Below are 21,284 nucleotides of genomic sequence, written 5' to 3' on the forward strand. Positions count from 1 at the left end.
TAAAATCGCACTAAATCTATATTTAACGCAATTTGGCATACAATGAACGGAGAAATGTTGGCTGTATGTTTACAAACCATAACCAGTGGGGATGAGGATTTAAGGAAGTCGATGTGTCGTATCATATTTCTAACATTTCGGGCATATAAGGCAAAGGAGAGATATTCCATTCTAAACTGTCTTTGGTAGGAGGTATATGATGGCTACTATACGTCCGCCCAGATTACAAAGTGGAGATACCATTGGCATTGTTACATTAGGAAGTCCCCTGGATGCAAACACGATTGATGCAAGAATTCAAACGCTTGAAGATATGGGTTTTCAAGTTATCGTGGGTAAATACACTTATGCTTACGGGGGAATCGTGGCGACTACCGCTCAGCAGCGTGCGGATGACCTGATGTCTATGTTTCTCAATCCGAATGTGAAAATGATTTTGCCAACAAGAGGGGGAACAGGGGTTAAGGATATTTTGCCCTATCTGGACTACCCAATCATACAGAGCAATCCTAAGATTGTAACGGGATACAGCGATATTACGATCTTATTAAATATCTTATATCAATTTGCGAATTTAATTGCATTTCAAAGTTTATTGTTGATTGACTTTAGCCCAAATACACCTGCGTATAACTACGATCAATTTTACGCTGCAACATCTACACATATAAGTCCGAGAGTGATACAAAATCCACAGGGAATGCCATTGAATAGCTTAGTGAAAGGAAATGTGAGCGGGCGAATCGTAGGTGGGAACCTCACCTCATTCGTCGGAACGCTTGGAACTCCATTCGAAGTGGATACAAAGGGGAAAATCATCGTCCTTGAAGAGACACATGAACCAACGAATACGATCTACCGCTATCTCACACAATTAATTATGGCAGGTAAATTTCGGGATTGTGTCGGGATCGTGATGGGGCAATGCACCGATTGCTCTACTTCGTATTTCACTACCTATAATGATTTAATTGCAGGTCTCATTGTTCCATTAGGAAAACCGCTTTTAACCAACTTAAGTACAGCTCACAGTTATTACAAAGCAGCGATTCCCATCGGGGCTTTAATTAATCTCAATACTTACACGAGCACACTTACGGTACTTGAACCGACTGTCAATGGATGATTGAACAAGAAATAGCCGACGGCATGGACCGCGGCTATTTTACATTCTTCTTTAGTTAATTAGGCGACGAGCCCCCCAATAATGCGTATCGTAGTAAGGTGTGCCAAAGAACGTGCTAATTTTAACTTCTCGTGTACCCATCGTTCCTGCCTGTAGAATTTGGTTGTTACCAAGGTAGATTCCGACATGAGAAACGCCAGTTGTATAGGTTCCTTGGAGAAAGATGAGGTCTCCTTTACGAAGATTACTCTTTTCGACAGGCGTTCCTGATTGACTTTGAAGTGATGCTGAATGAAGTAGATTGAATCCATTTTGATTAAACGCATATTGAACAAAGCCAGAGCAATCGAAAGCAACATAGGGCGTGCTGCCACCAAAAACATAAGGAACGCCAAGCTGCCCCATGCCAGTCGCGATGATCGCATCTGCTTTTACTTCCCAGCTTGCTTTTTGAGGAGCCTTAATTGGAAGTTTGATGATAACGCCTTCATAAATATTATCAGCATTTACATTCGGATTATTGGCAATCAACTCAGAGAGCGGAATATTAAATGTATTGGCAATGGACCAGAAGGTGTCCGAATCGGTGGCTATGTAAGTATTGGCAGGCGCTGCATTTGCAATTCCTCCGAACATAAGACTAGTAGCGACGACAGTGGTAAGCATGATCTTTTTCATATTTTCCTCCTAGGTGTCTGATATGTTTACGTTTTCATTTTATCAAATTGCAGAAACAGAGAAAATGAACAATATATGGGTGATAGACTTATATGCAAACAAGGAGCTTTAAGCCATGAACATTTTTCAAAATCACGATATTCGTCTTAGAACGTTAGAACTAGAAGATGCTGCATTGCTTGTGAACTGGCTCTCCGATCCGCAGGTGCTGGCGTATTATGAAGGTCGTGACCGTTCACAAGACATGGCCTCGATATTGGAACACCAGTACAAAGCAAAGGAAATCGGTTAAAGGGGAAATGAGAGATTGTTCTTATTGAAAAAGATAAAATCACGACATAACATATGTTATGTAAACTAATAACCGACCACCGCTCAAAACAGTGCTGTAAACTATACATTATGTAACACGCATCTTCTAAATTTGAAACATTTTGTATACAAAAAAGGCAACAGGAGTTATATAATATAACATATACAGGTATTTTATTTGACCTTGACGTAACGCATGTACGAGTTTGAATGAGGAGGGGCCAGCTCCATGAATTCAGATCTTGCACGACACAATGTGGAAATTTCACTGGAAGGCGTCTCCATGGTTTTTGGCAAAAAAGGTAAGCAAGTGGTTGTGCTTCAAGATATTACGTTTGATGTGAAGCAGCATGAGTTCGTGTCCCTGATCGGGCCAGCGGGCTGTGGGAAATCAACGCTGCTGCGCTTGATGGCCGACTTGCTCCAACCGACGAAAGGACACATTACGATCCAGAAAGAGCATCCCAGGGAAGTCCACCTGCGGAGAAAGTTTGGCATCGTCCTTGAGAATCCCACTTTGTTCGAATGGCGGACGGTGCGCGAGAATATGGAACTCCCCCTTGAGTTGATCGGTCATAGCCGTGCCTTGTATAAGGAGCGGATGGACCACCTGCTCGACACCGTCGGCTTAATGAAGTTCAGTGATTATTACCCTTGGCAGCTCAGCAGCGGCATGCGAATTCGTGTTGCGATTGCGCGAGCACTCTCCCTCGATCCTCCCGTCCTGTTTATGGATGAACCTTTCTCCGCGTTAGATGAATTCACCAAAGAGAAACTACAGCTGGAACTCCTTGAGATTAAGAAAAAGACGAATAAAACCATCGTTTTTGTTGCCCATCGCATATCCGAAGCCGTATTTTTATCTGATCGTATTATCGTAATTTCCGCACATCCCGGCCGTGTTCACTCGCAGCATCATATTGATTTGGGTGTGTCAAGGACGCCGCAAACCCGAGAATCCGAGCTCTTTCATGATCTGACCAAAGCCATTCGAAACTGCTTGCCCGAAGGGAGTGATGCCCTTTGACGTCCGAATGGGGTAGGACAAACATTTAATGGGCTTAGGAAGGGATGACATCCCTTATTTAGACATAGGTATAGATAAGGGACAATGAAGGGGTGGCTGATATGGAAACTGATACTCCTAGGGGAAAAGAGGAGCTGCTCGAGCTGGATCGCAAGTATGTGTGGCATCACATGACGGCACACAATGACAATCCGATGATTGTTGCATCTGGTGAAGGAAGCTGGGTCACAGATGTGGATGGCCAGCGTTACTTGGATGGGATGTCAGGGCTCTGGTGCGTCAATGTGGGGCATGGCCGGAAAGAAATTGCGGAAGCGGCTGCTCAGCAAATGATGACATTAGCCTATGCGACGATGGTGCAAGCTCACATTCCTTCGATTGAATTGGCTGCCAAGCTGAATAAATGGTTGGAGGGTGAGTATCGGATTTTTTTCTCGAATTCGGGCTCAGATGCGAACGAAGTCGCGTTCAAAATCGCCCGCCAATACCATCATCAGAACGGGAATCCAACGAAGCATAAATTTATTTCGCGGCATCGTGCATATCACGGCAATTCGATGGGTGCTTTGGGCGCGACAGGGCAATCGCAACGCAAGCTTAAATATGAGCCGCTAGGTGTGGGCTTCAGCCATGTGCCGCCGCCGTATTGTTACCGCTGTCCATTCGGACAGACGAAGGATTCATGCAGCTTGCAATGTGCCAAAGCCATTGAGCAAGCGATTGTTTGGGAGGGACCCGACTCTGTCGCGGGTGTAATAGTAGAACCGACGATCACGGGCGGAGGCATGATTGTCCCGCACGAAGGATACCTACCGATGGTAAGCCAAATTTGTAAGAAATACAATGTGCTGCTCATTGTAGATGAGGTCATTTGCGGCTTCGGGCGCTCGGGTAAAAAGTTCGGACATCACAATTACGGCGTGAAACCCGACATTGTCACGATGGCTAAGGGGCTTACCAGCGCGTATTCTCCGCTATCCGCAACGGCGGTTTCGGCGGAACTCTATGCCACGTTTCAGCAGGCGGGGCCTACGAGCCATTTTCGGCATATCAACACCTTTGGGGGTAATCCCGTTTCTTGCGTTGTGGCGCTGAAAAATCTTGAGATTTTGGAAAATGAGGGACTTGTCGGCCGTTCGGCTGATATTGGGAATGCCTTCCGCGCTAGACTGACTCCCTTGCTTGAGCATCCGCATGTCGGGGATATTCGCATCTTCGGCTCCGCGATGGGCATTGAACTGGTGGAAGATCAGGGGACGAAAGAACCTGCAACGCCAGAGCGTGTTGCCCAGTTAATCGCAGCTTGCAAGAGCAAAGGTCTGCTCATTGGTAAGAATGGCGACACCGTTCAGGGATTTGCTAATATTTTGACCTTGAGTCCACCGTTCTCGTCAACCGATCAAGATGTTGAATTTATTATCGAGACGCTGCTTTCCGTATTTCAAACAACTCCGCCCGAAAGGATGATGTCCCGTGTCGACCCTGCAGCCGATTACGATTAACACAGCCCGTCTGCATCAACGTATTATGGCGCTGGCTGAGATTGGCAAACTTGGTGAGACTGGCGTCTGTCGATTGGCGTTAACGCAAGAAGACCGTGCAGGCGTTGAGCTCGTCCGGTCCTGGATGGAAGAGACGGGTATGGAAACACGCATCGATCCGTTCGCGAATTTGATAGGCGTTTGGCGGGGACTTGATCCCCAGAAGCCTGCACTTATGCTCGGTTCACATGTCGATTCACAGCCTTACGGCGGTCGATTCGACGGAGCGATCGGTGTGCTCGGGGCCATTGAAGTCGTGCAGACGATGCAAGAACAAGGCATACAGCCGCTATGTGATGTGGAAGTGGTCGCTTTCTGTGATGAAGAGGGGTGCCGTTTCAACAAAGGTTTGTTTGGCGTCAGGGGCATGACAGGGAAGTTAGAAACGGATGAACTGGAGCGTACGGATAAAAATGGCATCACTCGGCGAGAAGCACTCCTCGCATTTGGCTGCGATCCAGCTGCAATCGAGGGATATCCTCCGCTTAGACAAGGGCGAATTGGCGCTTTCTTGGAGCTCCATATCGAACAAGGACCTGTGCTCGAATCGCTGGATCAGCCGATCGGCATCGTGAGTGGCATCTCGGGACCGCTGTGGCTCACGGTCGAAATGACCGGCTTCGCTGGACACGCGGGGTCCGTGCCGATGGGGATGCGGCATGATGCGCTGCTCGGCGCAGCAAAAATCATCGTCGCGCTTAACGAATTGGCGAGACGAGAGCCTGGAGCGCCGACCGTCGGGACAGTGGGCTCGCTGCAGGTATTTCCAGATTCGCGGAATATCATTCCGGAGAGAGTGAGTTTCACGGTGGACCTGCGGGATATTGACCTGTCACGGCGCAATGCGTTGGAGGCGGAGCTGCTTTCCATCCTCGAGCAAGTCGCCTGCGAGCATGGTTTGACCTATTCCATTCGCGAAGACACGAACAGTGAGCCTCGTTACTGCGCGACATGGATCAAGGACATGCTGCGAGATGAAGCGGAGGGACTTGGATACAAGCCGCCAGAGCTCATGAGCGGACCTTTCCATGATTCGTTAGCGATGTCGCATGTGTGCGATTACGGGATGATTTTTGTCAGATGCCTCGAAGGCATCAGCCATAATCCCAAGGAATATGCAAGTCCGGAAGATATTGCGCTGGGAACTGAACTTTTGTACCGAACAGCGCGCCGAATCGCTTTAGGCATGGAACGATGAGCGAGAAAGGAGGAGCGAGGATGAGTACGACATTCATATCACTGACTGATTTGAAGCGGAATTTCGCAGAGGTGAAAGCGGGCATGAAGCCAAAGGAAGCGATCGAGGAGTCGAATCGCTGCTTGTTCTGCTATGACGCTCCTTGTACGCGGGCTTGTCCCACAGGGATTGATGTTCCTTCTTTTATTAAAAAAATTGCCACAGGCAATTTGAAAGGCTCGGCTCGAACAATTCTGGAAGCCAACCCTGTCGGCGCCTCCTGCTCAAGAGTATGTCCGACGGAAGAATTGTGCGAGGGCGCATGCGTGCTAAATCAGTCGTCCAAGCCTATCTTGATCGGTCAGCTTCAGCGCTATGTAACGGATTGGGCGATCAAGAACGAACAGATGCTCTTTCAAGCGGGGGCAAGCAATGGCAAGTCTGTTGCGGTTGTCGGCAGCGGGCCCGCTGGACTTTCAGCAGCAAGAGAGCTGGCGCGATTCGGATTCCAGGTGACGGTGTTTGAGGCTAAAGCGCAAGCAGGCGGTTTGGATACATTCGGTATCGTTTCGTTCCGGCTTCCGCAGGAAATTTCGCTCTGGGAAGTGGAGCAGGTGAAGCAGCTCGGCGTCACCTTTCGGTTAAACACGCGCGTCGGTGTGGATGTCAGCAGTGAGGAGCTGCTGCGGAATTACGACGCGGTGCTGCTGGCGGTCGGCATGGCGAAGGTGCCGATGCTCGGCATTGAAGGTGAGAACTTGCATGGCGTGTTCGATGCGATCGATTTCGTCGAGGGCACGAAAGTAGCGGACAATGCTGCACTTGACACTTCGCTCCTCGGCAAGCGAGTCGCTGTGATCGGCGCGGGGAATACCGCGATCGATGCAGCTACGTGTTCCGTCCGACTCGGCGCGGAAGCGGTGCAGATCGTGTATCGCCGCACACAGTCGGAGATGACTGCGTACGATTTTGAATACGAATTCGCCAAAGGGGACGGCGTTACATTTCGCTGGCTGACCGCTCCGAAACGGATCATCGGAGACGAGGAAGGCTGCGTAACCGGAGTCGAATGCTTGCGCATGGAGCTCGTCATCAGCGACGATGGTCGTCAAAGACCCATCGCCATACCTGGGAGCGAATTCGTGCTCGAAGTCGATGCCGTCATTAAGGCGATCGGCCAGACGAAGCACACGGCGCTCATCGAGCAGTTCGGTCTTGTTCATGTGAAGGGAACGGTCACGGTGGACCCTGAGACAGGAGCGACGTCACATCCGCAAGTATATGCCGCAGGCGATGTGATTTTCGGCGATGGACAGGGAGAGGCGATGGTGGTGTCGGCCTCCCAGCAAGGAAAACGTGCAGCGTATGCGATCTATCAACAGTTGGTGAAGGGGCAGGAAGCTTCAGCTTGAGATTTGGCAAGTGACGGGAAGTCTACTCTACGATCAGGAGGGATTCTGCATGGCTGATTTACGTATTAATCTGGCAGGTATCGCATCACCTAACCCTTTCTGGTTAGCCTCCGCACCACCGACGAATACGGGGTATCAGGTGCAACGCGCTTTCGAAGCGGGCTGGGGAGGGGCGGTCTGGAAAACACTCGGTGACCCGATCATTAACACCTCGTCCCGTTTTGCGGCGGTCCATTTCAATGGTCAGCGCGTGGCGGGCTTTAACAATATTGAGCTGATCACGGATCGTCCCCTGGAAATCAATCTGAAAGAAATTTACGAGACGAAGAAGCGATTCCCAAATCATGCGCTTGTGGTGTCCTTGATGGTGGAGCCGAAGCGGGAGAAATGGCATGAAATTGTGAAAAAAGTGGAAGCTGTCGGCGTAGACGGTCTCGAGCTAAACTTCGGTTGTCCGCATGGGATGGCGGAACGCGGCATGGGCTCAGCTTCTGGGCAGCAGCCTGACTTGGTTGAAGCGCAGACGATGTGGGCCAAGGAGGTTGCACAAACGCCTGTCATTGTGAAGCTAACTCCGAATATCACCGATATTACGAGCACGGCAAAAGCGGCAGTGCGTGGCGGCGCGGATGCAATTTCGCTGATCAACACGATTAACTCGCTGGCTGGTGTCGATATCGATACGTGGCACACGATTCCACACGTCGGTGGCAAAGGCTCGCATGGGGGCTATTGCGGCCCAGCGGTGAAGCCGATTGCGCTTCATATGGTGGCGGACTGCGCCCGTAATCCTGCGGTAACTGTGCCGATCTCTGGGATCGGCGGAGTTTCGACATGGCGGGATGCCGTGGAATTCATGCTCATGGGCGCAACAGGTGTCCAGGTGTGCACGGCTGCCATGCATCATGGCTTTCGCATCGTCGAGGATATGATCGACGGGTTAAACAATTATTTGGATGAGCGTGGACTTGCAAGTGTCACCGAATTGACAGGCAAATCGGTCCATCGTTATGAGGACTGGGGCAATTTGGATTTGAATTACGCAGTCGTTGCCCGCATCGACACCGACACCTGCATTAATTGCAACAAATGCCATATTGCTTGCGAAGATACGTCGCATCAATGTATTGAGCGCGTGACGAACGCGCAAGGAGAGGCCATTTTACAAGTACGGGAAGAAGACTGTGTGGGCTGTAATTTATGCGCCATTGTGTGTCCTGTGGAGGGAGCTATTACGATGGTTGAAGTGCAAGGAACAGAAGCGCCAATGACATGGAATGAGCGGCAAAAAGCCGTGGCAGAGCTGGAAGGCGGACCGGGACCGAACAAGAAGGAGGCAGTGTAGCGATGTCCAAACTAATAAAGAATGGCACCATTGTCACCGCTTCTGATATCTATCAAGGCGATATTCTCATTGAACAGGGGAAGATCTCCCAAATCGGGAAAAGCCTCCATGTTGAAGGAGCTGAGGTCGTTGATGCGACGGGGCACTACGTGTTCCCAGGGGGAATTGATCCGCATACGCATCTGGATATGCCGTTTGGCGGCACGGTGACGGCTGATAATTTCGAGACAGGAACGCGAGCAGCCGCTTTCGGCGGAACGACGACGATCATTGACTTTTGCCTCACGAACAAAGGGAAGCCGCTGCATGAATCCGTTCAAACCTGGCATGCGAAGGCTGAGGGCAAGGCGGTGATTGATTATGGTTTTCATCTCATGATCGCAGAGATTACCGATGAGGTGTTGGCCGAGCTACCGCAAATGATTCACGACGAGGGCATTACGTCGCTTAAGGTGTTCATGGCGTACAAGAACGTGTTCCAGGCCGACGACGGGACGCTGTATCGGACGCTGCTGGAGGCGAAAAAGCATGGCGCACTGGTCATGGTGCATGCGGAGAACGGCGATGTGATCGACTATTTGATCAAGGAAGCGTTGGAAGCGGGTCAGACGGACCCGATTTATCATGCGCTGACACGTCCTTCGGTCATTGAAGGCGAGGCGACTGGCCGAGCCGCCAAGCTTACTGGGATGGCAAATTCACAGCTGTACGTTGTGCATGTGACATGTGAAGAAGCCGTACAGCAAATTACAGAAGCGCGCAATAAAGGGGTCGACATTTGGGGAGAAACGTGTCCGCAATATTTAATGTTAGATCAGACGCATCTGGAAAAACCCGATTTCGAGGGTGCGAAATATGTCTGGTCGCCACCGCTTCGGCCGAAAGAGCATCAGGATGCGCTGTGGACGGCTTTGAAAACAGGACAGCTGCAGACGCTCGGCTCTGATCATTGCTCGTTTAATTTCAAAGGTCAAAAAGAGCTCGGTCGCGGCGATTTCAGCCGAATCCCGAATGGCGGACCGTGCATCGAGGATCGGTTTTCTATTTTATTTTCGGAAGGGGTGAAAAAGGGGCGCATCACATTGAATCAGTTCGTGGATATTGTGGCTACCCGCAGCGCGAAGTTATTCGGCTTGTTTCCGCAGAAAGGGACGATCGCGGTTGGCGGTGATGCTGATCTTGTGATTTTCGACCCTGAGGCAGAGCGAACCTTATCGGTGCAAACTCACCATATGAATGTGGACTATAATCCATTCGAAGGAATCGCTATAACAGGCGAGCCTGTCACTGTCTTGTCCCGAGGTGAATTCGTCATTCGCGATAAGCAATTCGTGGGTCAGCCAGGCACAGGACAATTCTTGAAGCGGAAAACGTATAAGGGCACTGCTTACGCCGGCGATCCGAAAAAAGGAGGTGCAGGGTATGTCTGAATTTGAGCAATTTCAGGCGGAGAAATTGAAGCTGGACGGCTACGTCTCACAGAAATTTCGCATAGTCGGCGTCAAAGAAGATCTAGAAGGGGCATGGCTCGATCTGGAGCACCCTGGCGGTGAAACCGCGAAATTGCATTTGAAAACGGCCAATGCCCGTAAATATTATGTCAATGTCTTGCTCCAGCAGGGCCGCTCTAAGAGTTAACGGATAAGCCCATGCAGGTAAGCGTAGCCGTATAAAGCAAGTTCGAGCGCGATGCGTCTTGGTGGCGAGACAACCTCCTTACGTCAGAAAAGTTGACAATCTATTGCGCGAAACGTATGGGCTCTAGTATACATGCTGACCATGATCTTATGGAAAAAATTTCATGCAACAGGAGATGAGGCATATGACAGTCGTTCGCAATCTCGTTAACGGCATTTGGGTCTATTCGGCAGGTGGAAAGCTGCGCGACGTCTTCAATCCAGCGACAGGGAAAGTGATTGCCCAGGTACCGTTTTCCACGTCGGTGGATGTCGATCTAGCCGTCCATGCGGCGCAAAACGCGTATGATAGCTGGAGGCATACCCCCGTTCCTAAGCGTGCCCGCTTGCTTTTTCATTACTGGCAGCTCCTGCAAGATAATGAGAAGGAACTTGCAGAACTCATTACGCTGGAAAATGGGAAAAGTTATAAGGAAGCGCTAGGCGAGGTGCTGCGTGGTATTGAATGCGTGGAGTTCGCTGCGGGCGCTCCATCTCATTTGATGGGAGCAACTTTAGCGAATATTTCGGCGGATATGGATTCCGAAATGTTTCGCGTACCGCTCGGCGTCGTTGGCGGCATCACACCTTTTAACTTCCCGATGATGGTGCCGTGTTGGATGTTCCCGCTGGCGATTGCTTGCGGCAACACCTTCGTCTTGAAGCCGTCGGAGCGTACGCCGCTAACCGCAAATAAGCTGGCGCAATTGATGCTGGAGGCTGGTCTGCCTGACGGGGTGCTTAATGTGGTCCATGGGGCCCATGACGTTGTCAACGGCATTACGACACATCCTGGGATTAAAGCGGTATCGTTCGTAGGTTCACAACCCGTTGCGAAAGTTGTGTACGAGAAATCGTCAGCAGCAGGAAAGCGTGTGCAAGCGCTCGCTGGGGCCAAAAACTATCACATCGTCATGCCCGATGCGAATTTGGAGAAGACCGTTGAGAACATAATCATGTCCTCGTTCGGTAGTGCGGGTGAGCGCTGTATGGCGTGCTCAGCGGTCGTCGTCGTCGGCGATGGCGACACATTCGTTGAAGCGTTGCTTGCCGCAGCGAAAGGGCTTGTGCTAGGCAGCGGCATGGAGGAGAAGGTGACGCTGACGCCTGTCATTCGCGGCGAGCATCGTACGCGGATTGAAGGTTTTATCGAGCAGGGCGTTGCCGAAGGAGCAACGTTGCTGCTCGATGGGAGGACGGCGGAAGCGTACGGTGGCGAGGGGTATTTCCTCGGAGCGACGCTGTTCGATCACGTGCAGCCAGAGATGACGATCGCGCGGGAGGAGATTTTCGGACCCGTGCTGTCGTTATTCCGTGCAGCAGATTTGACGAGTGCACTGGAGCTTGTGAATCAGTCGCGCTTTGGCAACTCGGCTGTGATCTACACGGAGAATGCCAAGTCCGTTCGCCAATTCCGCGAAGGGGTGGAAGCGGGCATGCTTGGCGTGAATGTCGGCGTGCCGGCACCGATGGCGTTCTTCCCCTTTTCGGGATGGAAGGACTCCTTCTACGGGGATTTGCATGCGAACGGCAAGGACGGCGTGGAGTTTTATACGAAAAAGAAAATGATAACGTCGCGTTACTATTAATGGAAGCGAGTTTGTTGGGGACTCTACGGGAAGCACCCGCGTTTGCGGAGGAGGTTCGTGGGGTCTTTTTCGTTAGGCGGGATTCACTTCAATCAAACAATCCGTTGTCGTCCGCTGGTCAATTTAGTATGATGGAGGTCACGTCATGCTGAATTCGGAGGACATTTTTACGATGAAAAGAAAGAAGACCCGCTCTATATCCGCTGGTCATTATCGGGAGCTGTTAGGCCGCTATTTGCTTCCTCAGAGGGGGACGCTGCTCACGCTGACCGTTCTGTTATTGGCCTCGATTGGGCTCCAGCTCATCAATCCGCAAATTATCCGATATTTCATCGATACGGCTGGCCAGCAAGGCGACATGCAACCGCTGTTTTACGCATCCTTGTTCTTCATTGGCTTCGCGCTGGTGCAGCAGCTCGTTTCTGTAATTGCAACCTACTTCAGCGAGAATGTCGGCTGGAAAACGACGAATCAACTGCGTGTCGATCTGGCGGCGCATTGCCTGTCATTGGATATGTCCTTTCACAAAAATCATACATCCGGCTCCCTGATCGAGCGAGTGGATGGCGATGTGAATGCGCTGGCGAATTTTTTCTCCAGTATGATCATTCATCTGGTTGGAAATGTGCTGCTGATGGCAGGAATTATCGTGCTGCTGTTTCGCGAGAATTGGTTGATTGGCGTGGGGATGAGCATGTTTATCGTGTTCGCGATTTACATGATCCAGTGGATTCGTAAGTTCGCAGTACCTGTGTGGGGAAAATGGCGCCAAGCGAACGCGGAATTTTACGGCTTCATCGGCGAGCATCTGGAAGGAACGGAGGACATTCGTGCCAATGGTGCGGTGGTTTTCGTTATGGAGCGTTTCTATTCGATGCTGCGGAAAATGCTGCCGCTGCGCGTCAAAGCGTTTCTCGGCTTTTGCGCGATGTGGACCACGTCGATTTTCGTCTTCGCATTGGGGAATGCGTTGGCATTCGCAATCAGCGCGTATTTATGGCACCAAGGGAAAATAAGTCTGGGCACGGTGTATTTGATTTTCTTTTACACGGAATTGTTGGCAAAGCCGATTGAGAAAATCCGTACGCAAATGGAAGATTTGCAAAAGGCGGATGCCAGTATTTCGCGAATTCGCGAGCTGTTCGCGATTCAATCGAACATTCGAGATGGCCACGGCGCGCCGCTGTCGCAAGGACCGCTTGGCGTCGAGTTCAATGACGTGCTCTTCAGCTACGATGGCGATCAGCCGACGTTGGATCGCATCACTTTTACGTTGAAGCCAGGCGAAGTCCTCGGCTTGCTGGGCCGAACGGGCAGCGGTAAATCTACACTCGCACGGCTGTTGCTGCGTTTTTATGATCCGCAGGAAGGCACAATCTCCCTTTCGGGGACGAATATTCGCGATTGCAAACTGAAAGATCTGCGCAAGCATGTTGCCCTTGTTACTCAAAACATCGAAATCATGCAAGGCACGATTCGCGATAATTTGACGTTCTATGATGAGCGTATCTCCGATGAAGCGATCATCGCCGTTCTTGATGATGTTGGGTTGAGCGCTTGGTTTGAAGCGATGCCTTACGGTCTCGATACGATTCTTGCCTCTGGCGGAGGCAGTCTATCCGCTGGAGAGGCGCAGTTGCTTGCTTTTGCACGCGTATTCTTGACGAAACCAGGGCTTGTCATTATGGATGAAGCGTCATCACGCCTAGATCCCTACACGGAGCAGCGCATGGAGAAAGCCGTATCCCGCTTGCTGACCGAGCGATCCTGCATCATGATTGCCCACCGTCTAGCGACGGTTCAGCGCGCCGATCACATCTTAATCCTGGAGCAAGGACGTGTCATCGAATCGGGACGAAGAGAGCAGCTCGCTGCGGATCCGAACTCCCGCTTCGCGCACTTGCTGACAACAGGACTAGAGGAGGTGCTGGCATGACGACTTTTCATTACTTATGGCGGCTCATTACATATAGGCCAATGCGTTACATTTTGAACGCGGTTATGTGGACGCTTATTTATTTGGCTCCGATTGTACCTGGTTTGGTGACGAAGCAGTTTTTCGACACACTAACAGGGCATGCCGCTCTGGGCTTCACCGTATGGGGGCTGATTGCGTTACTGATGGCGGCCGCGCTTGGCCGAATTGGGCTCATTGTTCTTGGGTTTATCACGGATGTGCATTTCCGCTTTCGCATGGGGATGCTGCTGCGCCGCAACTTACTAGAACATGTACTGAAACAGCCTGGCGCGCAAGCTATTCCTGTTGCACCTGGTGAAGCGATCAGCCATTTCCGCGATGATGTTGATCAATCCGAGGAAGCGGCAAGCTGGTCGGTCGACGTGTTCGGCATGACCTGCTTCGCGCTTGTATCGGGCTATATTTTGATTCGCATCGATGCCCAAATGACACTGCTTGTCTTTATGCCGATTGTGCTTGTTATTACAGCGGCTCAGCTCGCTACAGTTCGCTTGCAGAAGTATCGCGCTGCTAGTCGTGAAGCCACCTCCAAGGTGACGGGCGAGATCAGCGAAATGTTCGGCAACGTACAAGCGATTCAAGTTGCAGGCGCGGAAAAGCGCGTGATCAGCCGATTCCGCGATTTAGGCGACGAACGCCGCAAAGCGATGATCAAGGACCGCCTGATGGGGGAGCTGCTCGATTCGGTGTTCACGAATTCTGTAAACCTGGGTACAGGACTGTTATTGCTGCTAGCGGGTGCCAAAATGAGAGCAGGCACGTTCACGGTCGGCGATTTATCGCTGTTCGTGTATTATCTGACCTTCGTGACACAGTTTATTTCGAATGTAGGGAAGTTCATAACCTACTTCAAGCAAATGAGCGTCTCGCTGGAACGGTTGACCTTCCTGCTGCAGGGAGCGTCAGCGAAGGTGCTGACGATGGTGCGCTCGCTTCATCTGCACAAGGATGAAGCCCAAGAGGAGACGGACGCTGATCCTGGGGTCAAAGCGACTCCGCTGCAAGAGCTTGAGGTGAATGGTCTTAGCTACGCCTACCCCGATACAGGGAGGGGTATCCGCGACATTCACCTGCGTTTGACCCGTGGATCGTTCACCGTTGTGACGGGAACGATCGGGTCTGGCAAAACCACGTTGATTCGCTCCCTCCTTGGGCTGTTGCCCAAAGGAGAGGGATCGATCACGTGGAACGGGGTGCCCGTTGAGGATCCGGGCACATTTTTTGCGCCGCCGCAGAGTGCATACACGGCGCAGGTGCCGCGGCTGTACAGCGACACGCTGCGGAACAATATTTTGCTCGGGCAGGCTGAGCAAAGCGGGGCGCTGTCCCAGGCGCTGCATGCCGCGGTCATGGAGCAGGACGTGGCGCAGCTGCCCCTCGGGCTAGACACTGTCGTCGGCCCGCGCGGGGTGAAACTTTCCGGCGGCCAAGCGCAGCGGACGGCGGCTGCCCGTATGCTCGTGCGCGACGCCGAGCTGTACGTCTTCGACGATTTGTCGAGCGCGCTCGACGTCGAAACGGAGCAGAAGCTCTGGGCGCGCCTGTTCGAGCGGCGCGAAGATGCGACATGCCTCGTCGTGTCGCATCGCAAAACGGCGCTGACCCGCGCCGATCACATCATCGTAATGAAGGATGGTGTGATCGAGGCGGAAGGGACGTCAGCGGAGCTTCTGAAGCGAAGCCAGACGTTCCGCGAGCTTTGGTATGGCGATAAACGGAAGGGATGACGCGTGAGCAGGTGGGAGGTGGAGATAGGCGGAAAATCCGCCTAACTCCCGCCCGCCAGGCTACTAAGCAGCCAAGATAGACGGAAAATCCGCCTATCCCCCGTACACAAGGCCAATAAGTAGCCGAGTTAGTCGGAAAATCCGCCTATCTCCCGCGCCTCAGGCCAATGAGCAGCCGAGATAGTTGGAAAATCCACCTATCTCCCGCCCGCCAGGCCAATATGCAGCCAAGATAGACGGAAAATCCGCCTATCTCCCGTACACAAGGCCAATAAGTAGCCGAGATAGTCGGAAAATCCGCCTAACTCCCGCCCGCCAGGCACTTGCACACACAATTACTCAGCAACAAATAAAGGGAATACGCCCAATACAGCGAATACAGTTTTTACAGACACGAAACCCACCTATGTGTAATAACACCAGGTGGGTTTTCGTATGAGCCGTCATTTTACAAAGTGAGGATGAGAACCGCGCATGCTAAACACGCTGCTTTTGGTATTCTTTTTAACCATGATCATTCATACGGCTGAGACGCTTTCATACTCAATTCGCTATGCAGGCGTTCGGGTGAATAAGCTGGCTGTTGCCCTATCGCTTGTCGGTATCGTTGTACTGGTGTCTCGGACCGCAAATCTGATTCAAGCGCCGATGACGGCTCATTTTGTGGATTTTGCTAAGACGGATGGGAGCTTCGATCTGCTGCGCTTTCTTCGCATCTCATTGTTCGCCTCGTCCATCGGGACGATCGTCGGCATCGCATTATTCCCATCCTGCATACGATTGAGCGCACGTGTCATTACCCGATTGGAGGTTGCAGGCTCCATCCCGAAACTAATCTCCGGAGTCACGGTCCAGCAGCTCAAGAACACGACGAAATACATCAAAAAACCGACATTCAAGCTCAGCCAATTCCGCTATTTGGGCGTATCGAAGCGATTTCTAGCGATGAATATTGTTGTAACTGCATTTTATTCAGTTGGCGTCCTGTCATCCTTGTATGCCGCACATCTCTATCCAACGTATGCAACAACGGCGTCCCAAGCTTCTGGTTTGATCAACGGGATCGCGACGATCCTGCTGACGATTTTCATCGATCCGCAGCTCGGACTCATTACGGATAAAGCGCTGCATGATGAAGCCCAGCGAAAACAGCTCGGCAAAATTTACGCGCTGCTAATGACGACCCGCTTCCTTGGCACGCTTTTAGCGCAGTTTTTCTTGGTGCCATCGGCTTATTTCATCGGTTGGATCGTGAAGCTGCTTTTCTAATCTTTTCTAACTTAGGAACACGGCTTTCCATTGACGGGCTAGCTTGGTATAATAGCTACTAGCTCAGCTAGAAACGGAGATTTACCTACGATGAAGAAGTTCAAAAAGTTTTATATCGAAATTACGAGCGTCTGCAACTTGGCTTGCACCTTCTGTCCGCAGACGAAGCGCCAGGCGAATTTTATCAAGCTCGATACGTTTTCCAATATTTTAGATGGAATTAAGCCGCATACGAATCATATTTATTTGCATGTGAAGGGGGAGCCGCTGCTCCATCCCAAAATCGATGAACTGCTCGATCTCAGCCATGAGAAGGGCTTTAAAGTGAATATTACGACGAACGGCACGCTAATTAACAAAAATCGGCACAAGCTGCTCGGCAAACCGGCGCTGCGCCAAATGAATTTCTCCCTGCACAGCTTTGACGGCCATGAAGGATCCGAGGACAAAGAAGGCTATGTGATGAGCATTCTGAACTTTGCCAAGGAAATCGTGGCGAACTCGAATGTCATCATTTCGTTCCGTTTGTGGAATCTAACGCAAGACAATCAGACGAATCAGGAGCGCAAGCGCAACCGTGAAGTGCTGGACATGTTAGAGCGAACTTTCGAGCTTGATTACCAAATCGATGAGAAATTCGTTCGCGGCACGGGGTTGAAGCTGGCAGATCGTGTGTACTTGAACCAGGACCATGAGTTCCAATGGCCGGATCTGAAGGCGGAAGAGATTGAGGGGCCAGGCTTCTGCCATGCACTTCGTAATCAAGCGGGTATTCTCGTAGACGGCACCGTCATTCCATGCTGCTTGGATGGGGAAGGGGTTATTAACCTCGGGAATATTAATCAGACGCCATTCTCGGATATTATCGAAGGTGAGCGAGCTAATCGATTGTTCGAAGGCTTTTCTAGACGTGAAGTGGTCGAGGAACTTTGCAAAAAATGCGGGTATCGGGAACGGTTTAGTTTAGTATAAAAAGTGGAAATCATGAGGCTCATCCATGCTGCTCGTGCGCAGGTGGATGAGTTTTTTGCTTTTAGTGCAAAATCGTGAGATAATACAAGTTTGATTCCTTAAGATGTTTGGAGGCACACCTAGGTGGGACGTTATCCTTTTGCATATGATCGTGGTCAGCCTTATATGAAGCAAGTATCCGATTGGATTGCGGATATTTTTTATGACATTCTGCCTGAGGCAGGATTTGAAATCCGAGATGAACAGATCTACATGGCGTTCCAGCTTGAGCGGGCGTATGCGGATAAAATGACGATTTTTGCAGAAGCTGGCGTTGGTACGGGCAAAACACTCGTGTACTTGCTCTACGCCATTTGCTATGCACGTTATCGGAATAAACCAGCCATAATTGCCTGTGCGGACGAATCGCTGATTGAGCAATTGGTGAAGCCTGGCGGAGATATTGATAAAATTGCACGTCATCTGAATATGGAGATCGATGCGAGACTCGCGAAGTCGCCAGATCAGTACGCTTGTCTGATGAAGCTGGATGAAGCGAGATTCGGACACGACGATATGGAGCTTTATCGGGATATTTATGCAGAATTGCCTGATTTCGTGCATTCGCGCGAGGCGCTGCAAACGTTCTATGCCTATGGGGATCGCAAAAATTATCCGCACTTGAACGATGAGCAATGGCAGCGCATGAACTGGGATGCTTACCAGGATTGCTTCGTCTGTGATAAGCGGCATCGCTGCGGTCAAACGTTATCACGTGAAGCATATCGGCGCTCGGCGGATCTGATCATTTGTTCGCATGATTTCTATATGGAGCATGTATGGACTTATGATAGCCGGAAGCGAGAAGGGCAGCTGCCCTTGCTCCCAGAACATTGTACGGTTGTCTTTGATGAAGGCCATCTGATGGAGTCCGCCGCGCAGAAAGCGCTAACGTACAAGCTCAAACATATCGTTTTTGAAGAATTGATTGTTCGGCTATTAAAAGGCGAAGTGCGCGAGACGTTAGCTGTCTGCATTGACCGTGCCATTGATCAGAGTGAGCGGATGTTCGCGGTGCTGGAAGGCTGTTGTCAGCCGATTCCTGGCTCGGAGCGTAAGCAAATCGTGATGAATGACGCGCTTCTGCAGGAGATTCATTTGCTGTGTGATATTTTATCGGAGATTGAGGAGGAACTCGTCTTCGAGGGGGAAATGTTCACACTCAATGATTATCAGCTCAAAATCGTGGAAGAGCATCTGGAAATGATGCAGAAGGCGCTGGCGCTTTTCCGAAACAAGCATTCATTCATCTGCTGGGCGACGGAAAGTATCACAGGATTGTCGTTAGTCATTATGCCTCGAACGGTGAAAGAAGTGTTGAAAGAGCATGTTTTTTCGGCTAAAATGCCAATCGTATTCTCCTCCGCAACGCTCTCAGTTGAGGGCAGCTTCGACTATGTCGCGAATAGCTTAGGGTTGGAAGAGTACTTATCCTTCTCTGTCGAATCGCCGTATGATTATGCGGAACGGATGGAAGTGATCGTGCCTGCTTGGGAACAAGGCGGAAGCTTCCAAGAGAAGATGAACGCAGCGGTCCAACTGTTGCAGAAGACCGAAGGCAGAGCGTTAATTTTGTTTCCGACGCACCAGGAATTGCATGCGTTCAAGGGACAGATTTCGAACGAAGCGGCTTGTGCCAATCTACGTTTCATCTATGAAGGCGATCAAGAAATTACGCATGCGATTGCAGCTTTCCAAGAGGATGAGCACAGCGTACTGGCAGCTGTTTCCTTATGGGAAGGACTCGATATTCCAGGACCTTCGTTGTCGAACGTTATCGTGTGGTCCTTGCCGTTTCCTCCGCACGACCCTGTGTTCAACGCGAAGCGTGAAGCATCGAACGCGCCATACGAAGAGGTCGACATTCCGTACATGCTGCTGCGCTTACGGCAGGGGATGGGGCGCTTGATCCGAACGCGCGAGGATAGCGGCATCATTGCCATTTTCGCGGGTGAGATACATGCGAATGCGGAGCTGCGCGGACATATTGAGCGTATCCTGCCAAGCGGTGTGGAGATGAAGTCGGAAGCACGCGTAGATTCCTAAATACAAGTAAGACCTTAACGTCCATGCGGATGTTGGGGTCTTTTTTTTACCTGCTTTCAGTCTAATGCCGCCGAAAAGGATGTATATATATCATATAACTGTAAGCGATTACAACTTGTCCGATGCAAGGTTCGCGACGTTTCAACATCCTCCGCAACGTATGTCAGCTCAACATCTGCGACGAAGGAGGTGAGGACTTGCAATTGACTTATACGCTGGAACAAAATCTGCTCCGCACGCGGGTGCGAGAATTCGCTCTATCCGAATTAGCTCCGACTGCGGCGCAACGAGATGAGGAGGAGCGGTTTGATCGCCACATTTTTGGGCGACTCGGAGAATTGGGCTACACCGGCATACCTTGGGCGACAGCCGTTGGCGGCAAAGATGAACCTTTTCTCAACTATGCCATGGTGATCGAAGAATTATCTCGTGTTTGTGCCTCGACAGGCGTGATGCTTTCCGTTCATACTTCGCTCGCCAGTTGGGCGGTGGAGACATACGGAACGGACGCGCAGAAACAGGCTTATTTGCGCCCTATGGCTGAAGGAAAGCTGCTTGGTGCGTACTGCTTGACAGAAAGCGAATCGGGCTCCGATGCAAGCGCTATGCGTACGACAGCTACACGCCATGGCGACCAGTATGAACTGAACGGCTCGAAACTTTTCGTCAGCAATGGCGGTGAGGCGGAGGTGTACATTGTTTTTGCCTTGACGGATCCTGGTCAGGGACAGAAAGGTATTAGCGCTTTTATCGTAGAGAAGGGCTTTCCGGGACTTATTTTTGGGAAAAAGGAGAAGAAATTAGGCATACGTTCCTCCACGACCGTCGAACTTCGTTTCGAGCAATGCTGCGTTCCTGCTGCCAACTTACTGGGGGGGGAGGGTGAAGGCTTTCGCATCGCGATGCGAAGCTTGGATGGGGGCCGCATTGGGATTGCAGCGCAGGCTGTTGGGATCGCTCAAGGCGCTTTGGACGCTGGTTTGGCTTATGTCAATGAAGGGAGGGCCACAAAGGCGAAAGGGACGAATGGGGCGCATTTGTTCCGCTATTCGGATACGCTTAGTGAACTGATTTCACAAGTGGAAGGCGCAAGATTGCTGATGTATCAAGCCGCATGGCGGAAAGGAAACGGAATGTCCTATGGGAAACAGGCAGCTATGGCAAAGCTTTTTGCCAGTGATACAGCGGTTAGGGTGACAAATGAGATCCTCCAGATGTTAAGCCGGTTAGGTTGTATGCAAACGCAAGCGGTTGAGCGATATTTTCGAGATGCCAAAGTGACGCAAATTTATGAAGGGACGAATGAGATTCAACGTATTGTGATTTCCCGCATGCTGCTAACCGAACGTGTGTAGGAAGGGAGAGCGATA

At 51.0% G+C, this 21,284-nt stretch carries 17 protein-coding genes; 16 read left to right on the top strand and 1 reads right to left on the bottom strand.

The genetic code is table 11. The annotated features are described in order from the left end of the window. The first annotated feature begins 199 nt into the window (after positions 1 to 199). Positions 200 to 1,126 carry a S66 peptidase family protein gene (locus MJB10_RS11860; protein WP_314805074.1) on the top strand — a complete coding sequence of 309 codons (927 nt, stop codon included), beginning with the start codon at positions 200 to 202 and terminating at the stop codon, positions 1,124 to 1,126. Between the two features lie 51 nt (positions 1,127 to 1,177). On the opposite strand, the gene MJB10_RS11865 is transcribed toward MJB10_RS11860, so the two are convergent. Continuing rightward, a complete protein-coding gene (locus MJB10_RS11865; RefSeq protein WP_314805075.1) occupies positions 1,178 to 1,804 on the bottom strand; it encodes a C40 family peptidase in 627 nt (208 codons plus the stop codon). A 115-nt stretch (positions 1,805 to 1,919) separates the two neighbouring features. On the opposite strand from MJB10_RS11865, the gene MJB10_RS11870 reads away from it, so the two are divergent. The 15 genes from MJB10_RS11870 (at position 1,920) to MJB10_RS11940 (ending at position 21,269) form a co-directional block, all read left to right on the top strand. Continuing rightward, entirely contained in the window at positions 1,920 to 2,096 is a 177-nt protein-coding gene (locus tag MJB10_RS11870; RefSeq protein ID WP_314805077.1) for a GNAT family protein, read from the top strand. A gap of 249 nt (positions 2,097 to 2,345) precedes the next feature. Further along, positions 2,346 to 3,143, top strand: a complete 798-nt coding sequence (locus tag MJB10_RS11875; RefSeq protein ID WP_314805079.1) for an ABC transporter ATP-binding protein — start codon at positions 2,346 to 2,348, stop codon at positions 3,141 to 3,143. A 101-nt stretch (positions 3,144 to 3,244) separates the two neighbouring features. Next, positions 3,245 to 4,645 carry an aspartate aminotransferase family protein gene (locus MJB10_RS11880; RefSeq protein ID WP_314805081.1) on the top strand — a complete coding sequence of 467 codons (1,401 nt, stop codon included), beginning with the start codon at positions 3,245 to 3,247 and terminating at the stop codon, positions 4,643 to 4,645. Next, positions 4,617 to 5,882 carry a M20 family metallo-hydrolase gene (locus MJB10_RS11885; protein WP_314805083.1) on the top strand — a complete coding sequence of 422 codons (1,266 nt, stop codon included), beginning with the start codon at positions 4,617 to 4,619 and terminating at the stop codon, positions 5,880 to 5,882. Before MJB10_RS11880 ends, MJB10_RS11885 begins: the two co-directional genes overlap by 29 nt. A 20-nt stretch (positions 5,883 to 5,902) precedes the next feature. After that, positions 5,903 to 7,273, top strand: coding sequence for an NAD(P)-dependent oxidoreductase (locus tag MJB10_RS11890; protein ID WP_314805085.1), 1,371 nt, complete (start codon positions 5,903 to 5,905; stop codon positions 7,271 to 7,273). A gap of 49 nt (positions 7,274 to 7,322) precedes the next feature. Beyond that, on the top strand, positions 7,323 to 8,618 hold the full coding sequence (gene preA / locus MJB10_RS11895) for an NAD-dependent dihydropyrimidine dehydrogenase subunit PreA (protein WP_314805087.1): 1,296 nt from the start codon (positions 7,323 to 7,325) through the stop codon (positions 8,616 to 8,618). 2 nt (positions 8,619 to 8,620) lie between these two features. Continuing rightward, entirely contained in the window at positions 8,621 to 10,048 is a 1,428-nt protein-coding gene (hydA, locus tag MJB10_RS11900; protein ID WP_314805088.1) for a dihydropyrimidinase, read from the top strand. Continuing rightward, positions 10,041 to 10,256, top strand: a complete 216-nt coding sequence (locus tag MJB10_RS11905) for a hypothetical protein (RefSeq protein WP_314805090.1) — start codon at positions 10,041 to 10,043, stop codon at positions 10,254 to 10,256. Before hydA ends, MJB10_RS11905 begins: the two co-directional genes overlap by 8 nt. 184 nt (positions 10,257 to 10,440) lie before the next feature. After that, positions 10,441 to 11,883 (top strand): CoA-acylating methylmalonate-semialdehyde dehydrogenase, encoded by a 1,443-nt coding sequence (locus MJB10_RS11910; protein WP_314805092.1) that lies wholly within the window; start codon positions 10,441 to 10,443, stop codon positions 11,881 to 11,883. 172 nt (positions 11,884 to 12,055) lie between these two features. Then, a complete protein-coding gene (locus MJB10_RS11915) occupies positions 12,056 to 13,819 on the top strand; it encodes an ABC transporter ATP-binding protein (RefSeq protein WP_314805587.1) in 1,764 nt (587 codons plus the stop codon). Beyond that, complete coding sequence (locus MJB10_RS11920; protein WP_314805094.1) at positions 13,816 to 15,588, top strand: ABC transporter ATP-binding protein; 1,773 nt, start codon at positions 13,816 to 13,818, stop codon at positions 15,586 to 15,588. Before MJB10_RS11915 ends, MJB10_RS11920 begins: the two co-directional genes overlap by 4 nt. A 474-nt stretch (positions 15,589 to 16,062) precedes the next feature. After that, a complete protein-coding gene (locus MJB10_RS11925; RefSeq protein WP_314805096.1) occupies positions 16,063 to 16,857 on the top strand; it encodes a lipid II flippase Amj family protein in 795 nt (264 codons plus the stop codon). 90 nt (positions 16,858 to 16,947) lie between these two features. Continuing rightward, on the top strand, positions 16,948 to 17,829 hold the full coding sequence (locus MJB10_RS11930) for a radical SAM/SPASM domain-containing protein (protein WP_314805098.1): 882 nt from the start codon (positions 16,948 to 16,950) through the stop codon (positions 17,827 to 17,829). 123 nt (positions 17,830 to 17,952) lie between these two features. Further along, on the top strand, positions 17,953 to 19,914 hold the full coding sequence (locus MJB10_RS11935; protein ID WP_314805103.1) for an ATP-dependent DNA helicase: 1,962 nt from the start codon (positions 17,953 to 17,955) through the stop codon (positions 19,912 to 19,914). 197 nt (positions 19,915 to 20,111) lie between these two features. Then, positions 20,112 to 21,269 (top strand): acyl-CoA dehydrogenase family protein, encoded by a 1,158-nt coding sequence (locus MJB10_RS11940; protein ID WP_314805105.1) that lies wholly within the window; start codon positions 20,112 to 20,114, stop codon positions 21,267 to 21,269. Positions 21,270 to 21,284: the final 15 nt, after the last annotated feature.

The sequence above is a fragment of the Paenibacillus sp. MBLB1832 genome, assembly GCF_032271945.1.
Taxonomy (GTDB): domain Bacteria; phylum Bacillota; class Bacilli; order Paenibacillales; family NBRC-103111; genus Paenibacillus_E; species Paenibacillus_E roseopurpureus.

Excerpts from the sequence above, each read along its gene's own strand:
- MJB10_RS11865 (WP_314805075.1), bottom strand. The coding sequence starts at position 1,804 with ATGAAAAAGATCATGCTTACCACTGTCGTCGCTACTAGTCTTATGTTC.
- MJB10_RS11890 (WP_314805085.1), top strand. The coding sequence starts at position 5,903 with ATGAGTACGACATTCATATCACTGACTGATTTGAAGCGGAATTTCGCA.
- MJB10_RS11910 (WP_314805092.1), top strand. The coding sequence starts at position 10,441 with ATGACAGTCGTTCGCAATCTCGTTAACGGCATTTGGGTCTATTCGGCA.
- MJB10_RS11925 (WP_314805096.1), top strand. The coding sequence starts at position 16,063 with ATGCTAAACACGCTGCTTTTGGTATTCTTTTTAACCATGATCATTCAT.
- MJB10_RS11875 (WP_314805079.1), top strand. The coding sequence starts at position 2,346 with ATGAATTCAGATCTTGCACGACACAATGTGGAAATTTCACTGGAAGGC.
- hydA (WP_314805088.1), top strand. The coding sequence starts at position 8,621 with ATGTCCAAACTAATAAAGAATGGCACCATTGTCACCGCTTCTGATATC.
- MJB10_RS11880 (WP_314805081.1), top strand. The coding sequence starts at position 3,245 with ATGGAAACTGATACTCCTAGGGGAAAAGAGGAGCTGCTCGAGCTGGAT.
- MJB10_RS11905 (WP_314805090.1), top strand. The coding sequence starts at position 10,041 with ATGTCTGAATTTGAGCAATTTCAGGCGGAGAAATTGAAGCTGGACGGC.
- MJB10_RS11860 (WP_314805074.1), top strand. The coding sequence starts at position 200 with ATGGCTACTATACGTCCGCCCAGATTACAAAGTGGAGATACCATTGGC.
- MJB10_RS11870 (WP_314805077.1), top strand. The coding sequence starts at position 1,920 with ATGAACATTTTTCAAAATCACGATATTCGTCTTAGAACGTTAGAACTA.
- MJB10_RS11920 (WP_314805094.1), top strand. The coding sequence starts at position 13,816 with ATGACGACTTTTCATTACTTATGGCGGCTCATTACATATAGGCCAATG.
- MJB10_RS11915 (WP_314805587.1), top strand. The coding sequence starts at position 12,056 with ATGAAAAGAAAGAAGACCCGCTCTATATCCGCTGGTCATTATCGGGAG.
- preA (WP_314805087.1), top strand. The coding sequence starts at position 7,323 with ATGGCTGATTTACGTATTAATCTGGCAGGTATCGCATCACCTAACCCT.
- MJB10_RS11930 (WP_314805098.1), top strand. The coding sequence starts at position 16,948 with ATGAAGAAGTTCAAAAAGTTTTATATCGAAATTACGAGCGTCTGCAAC.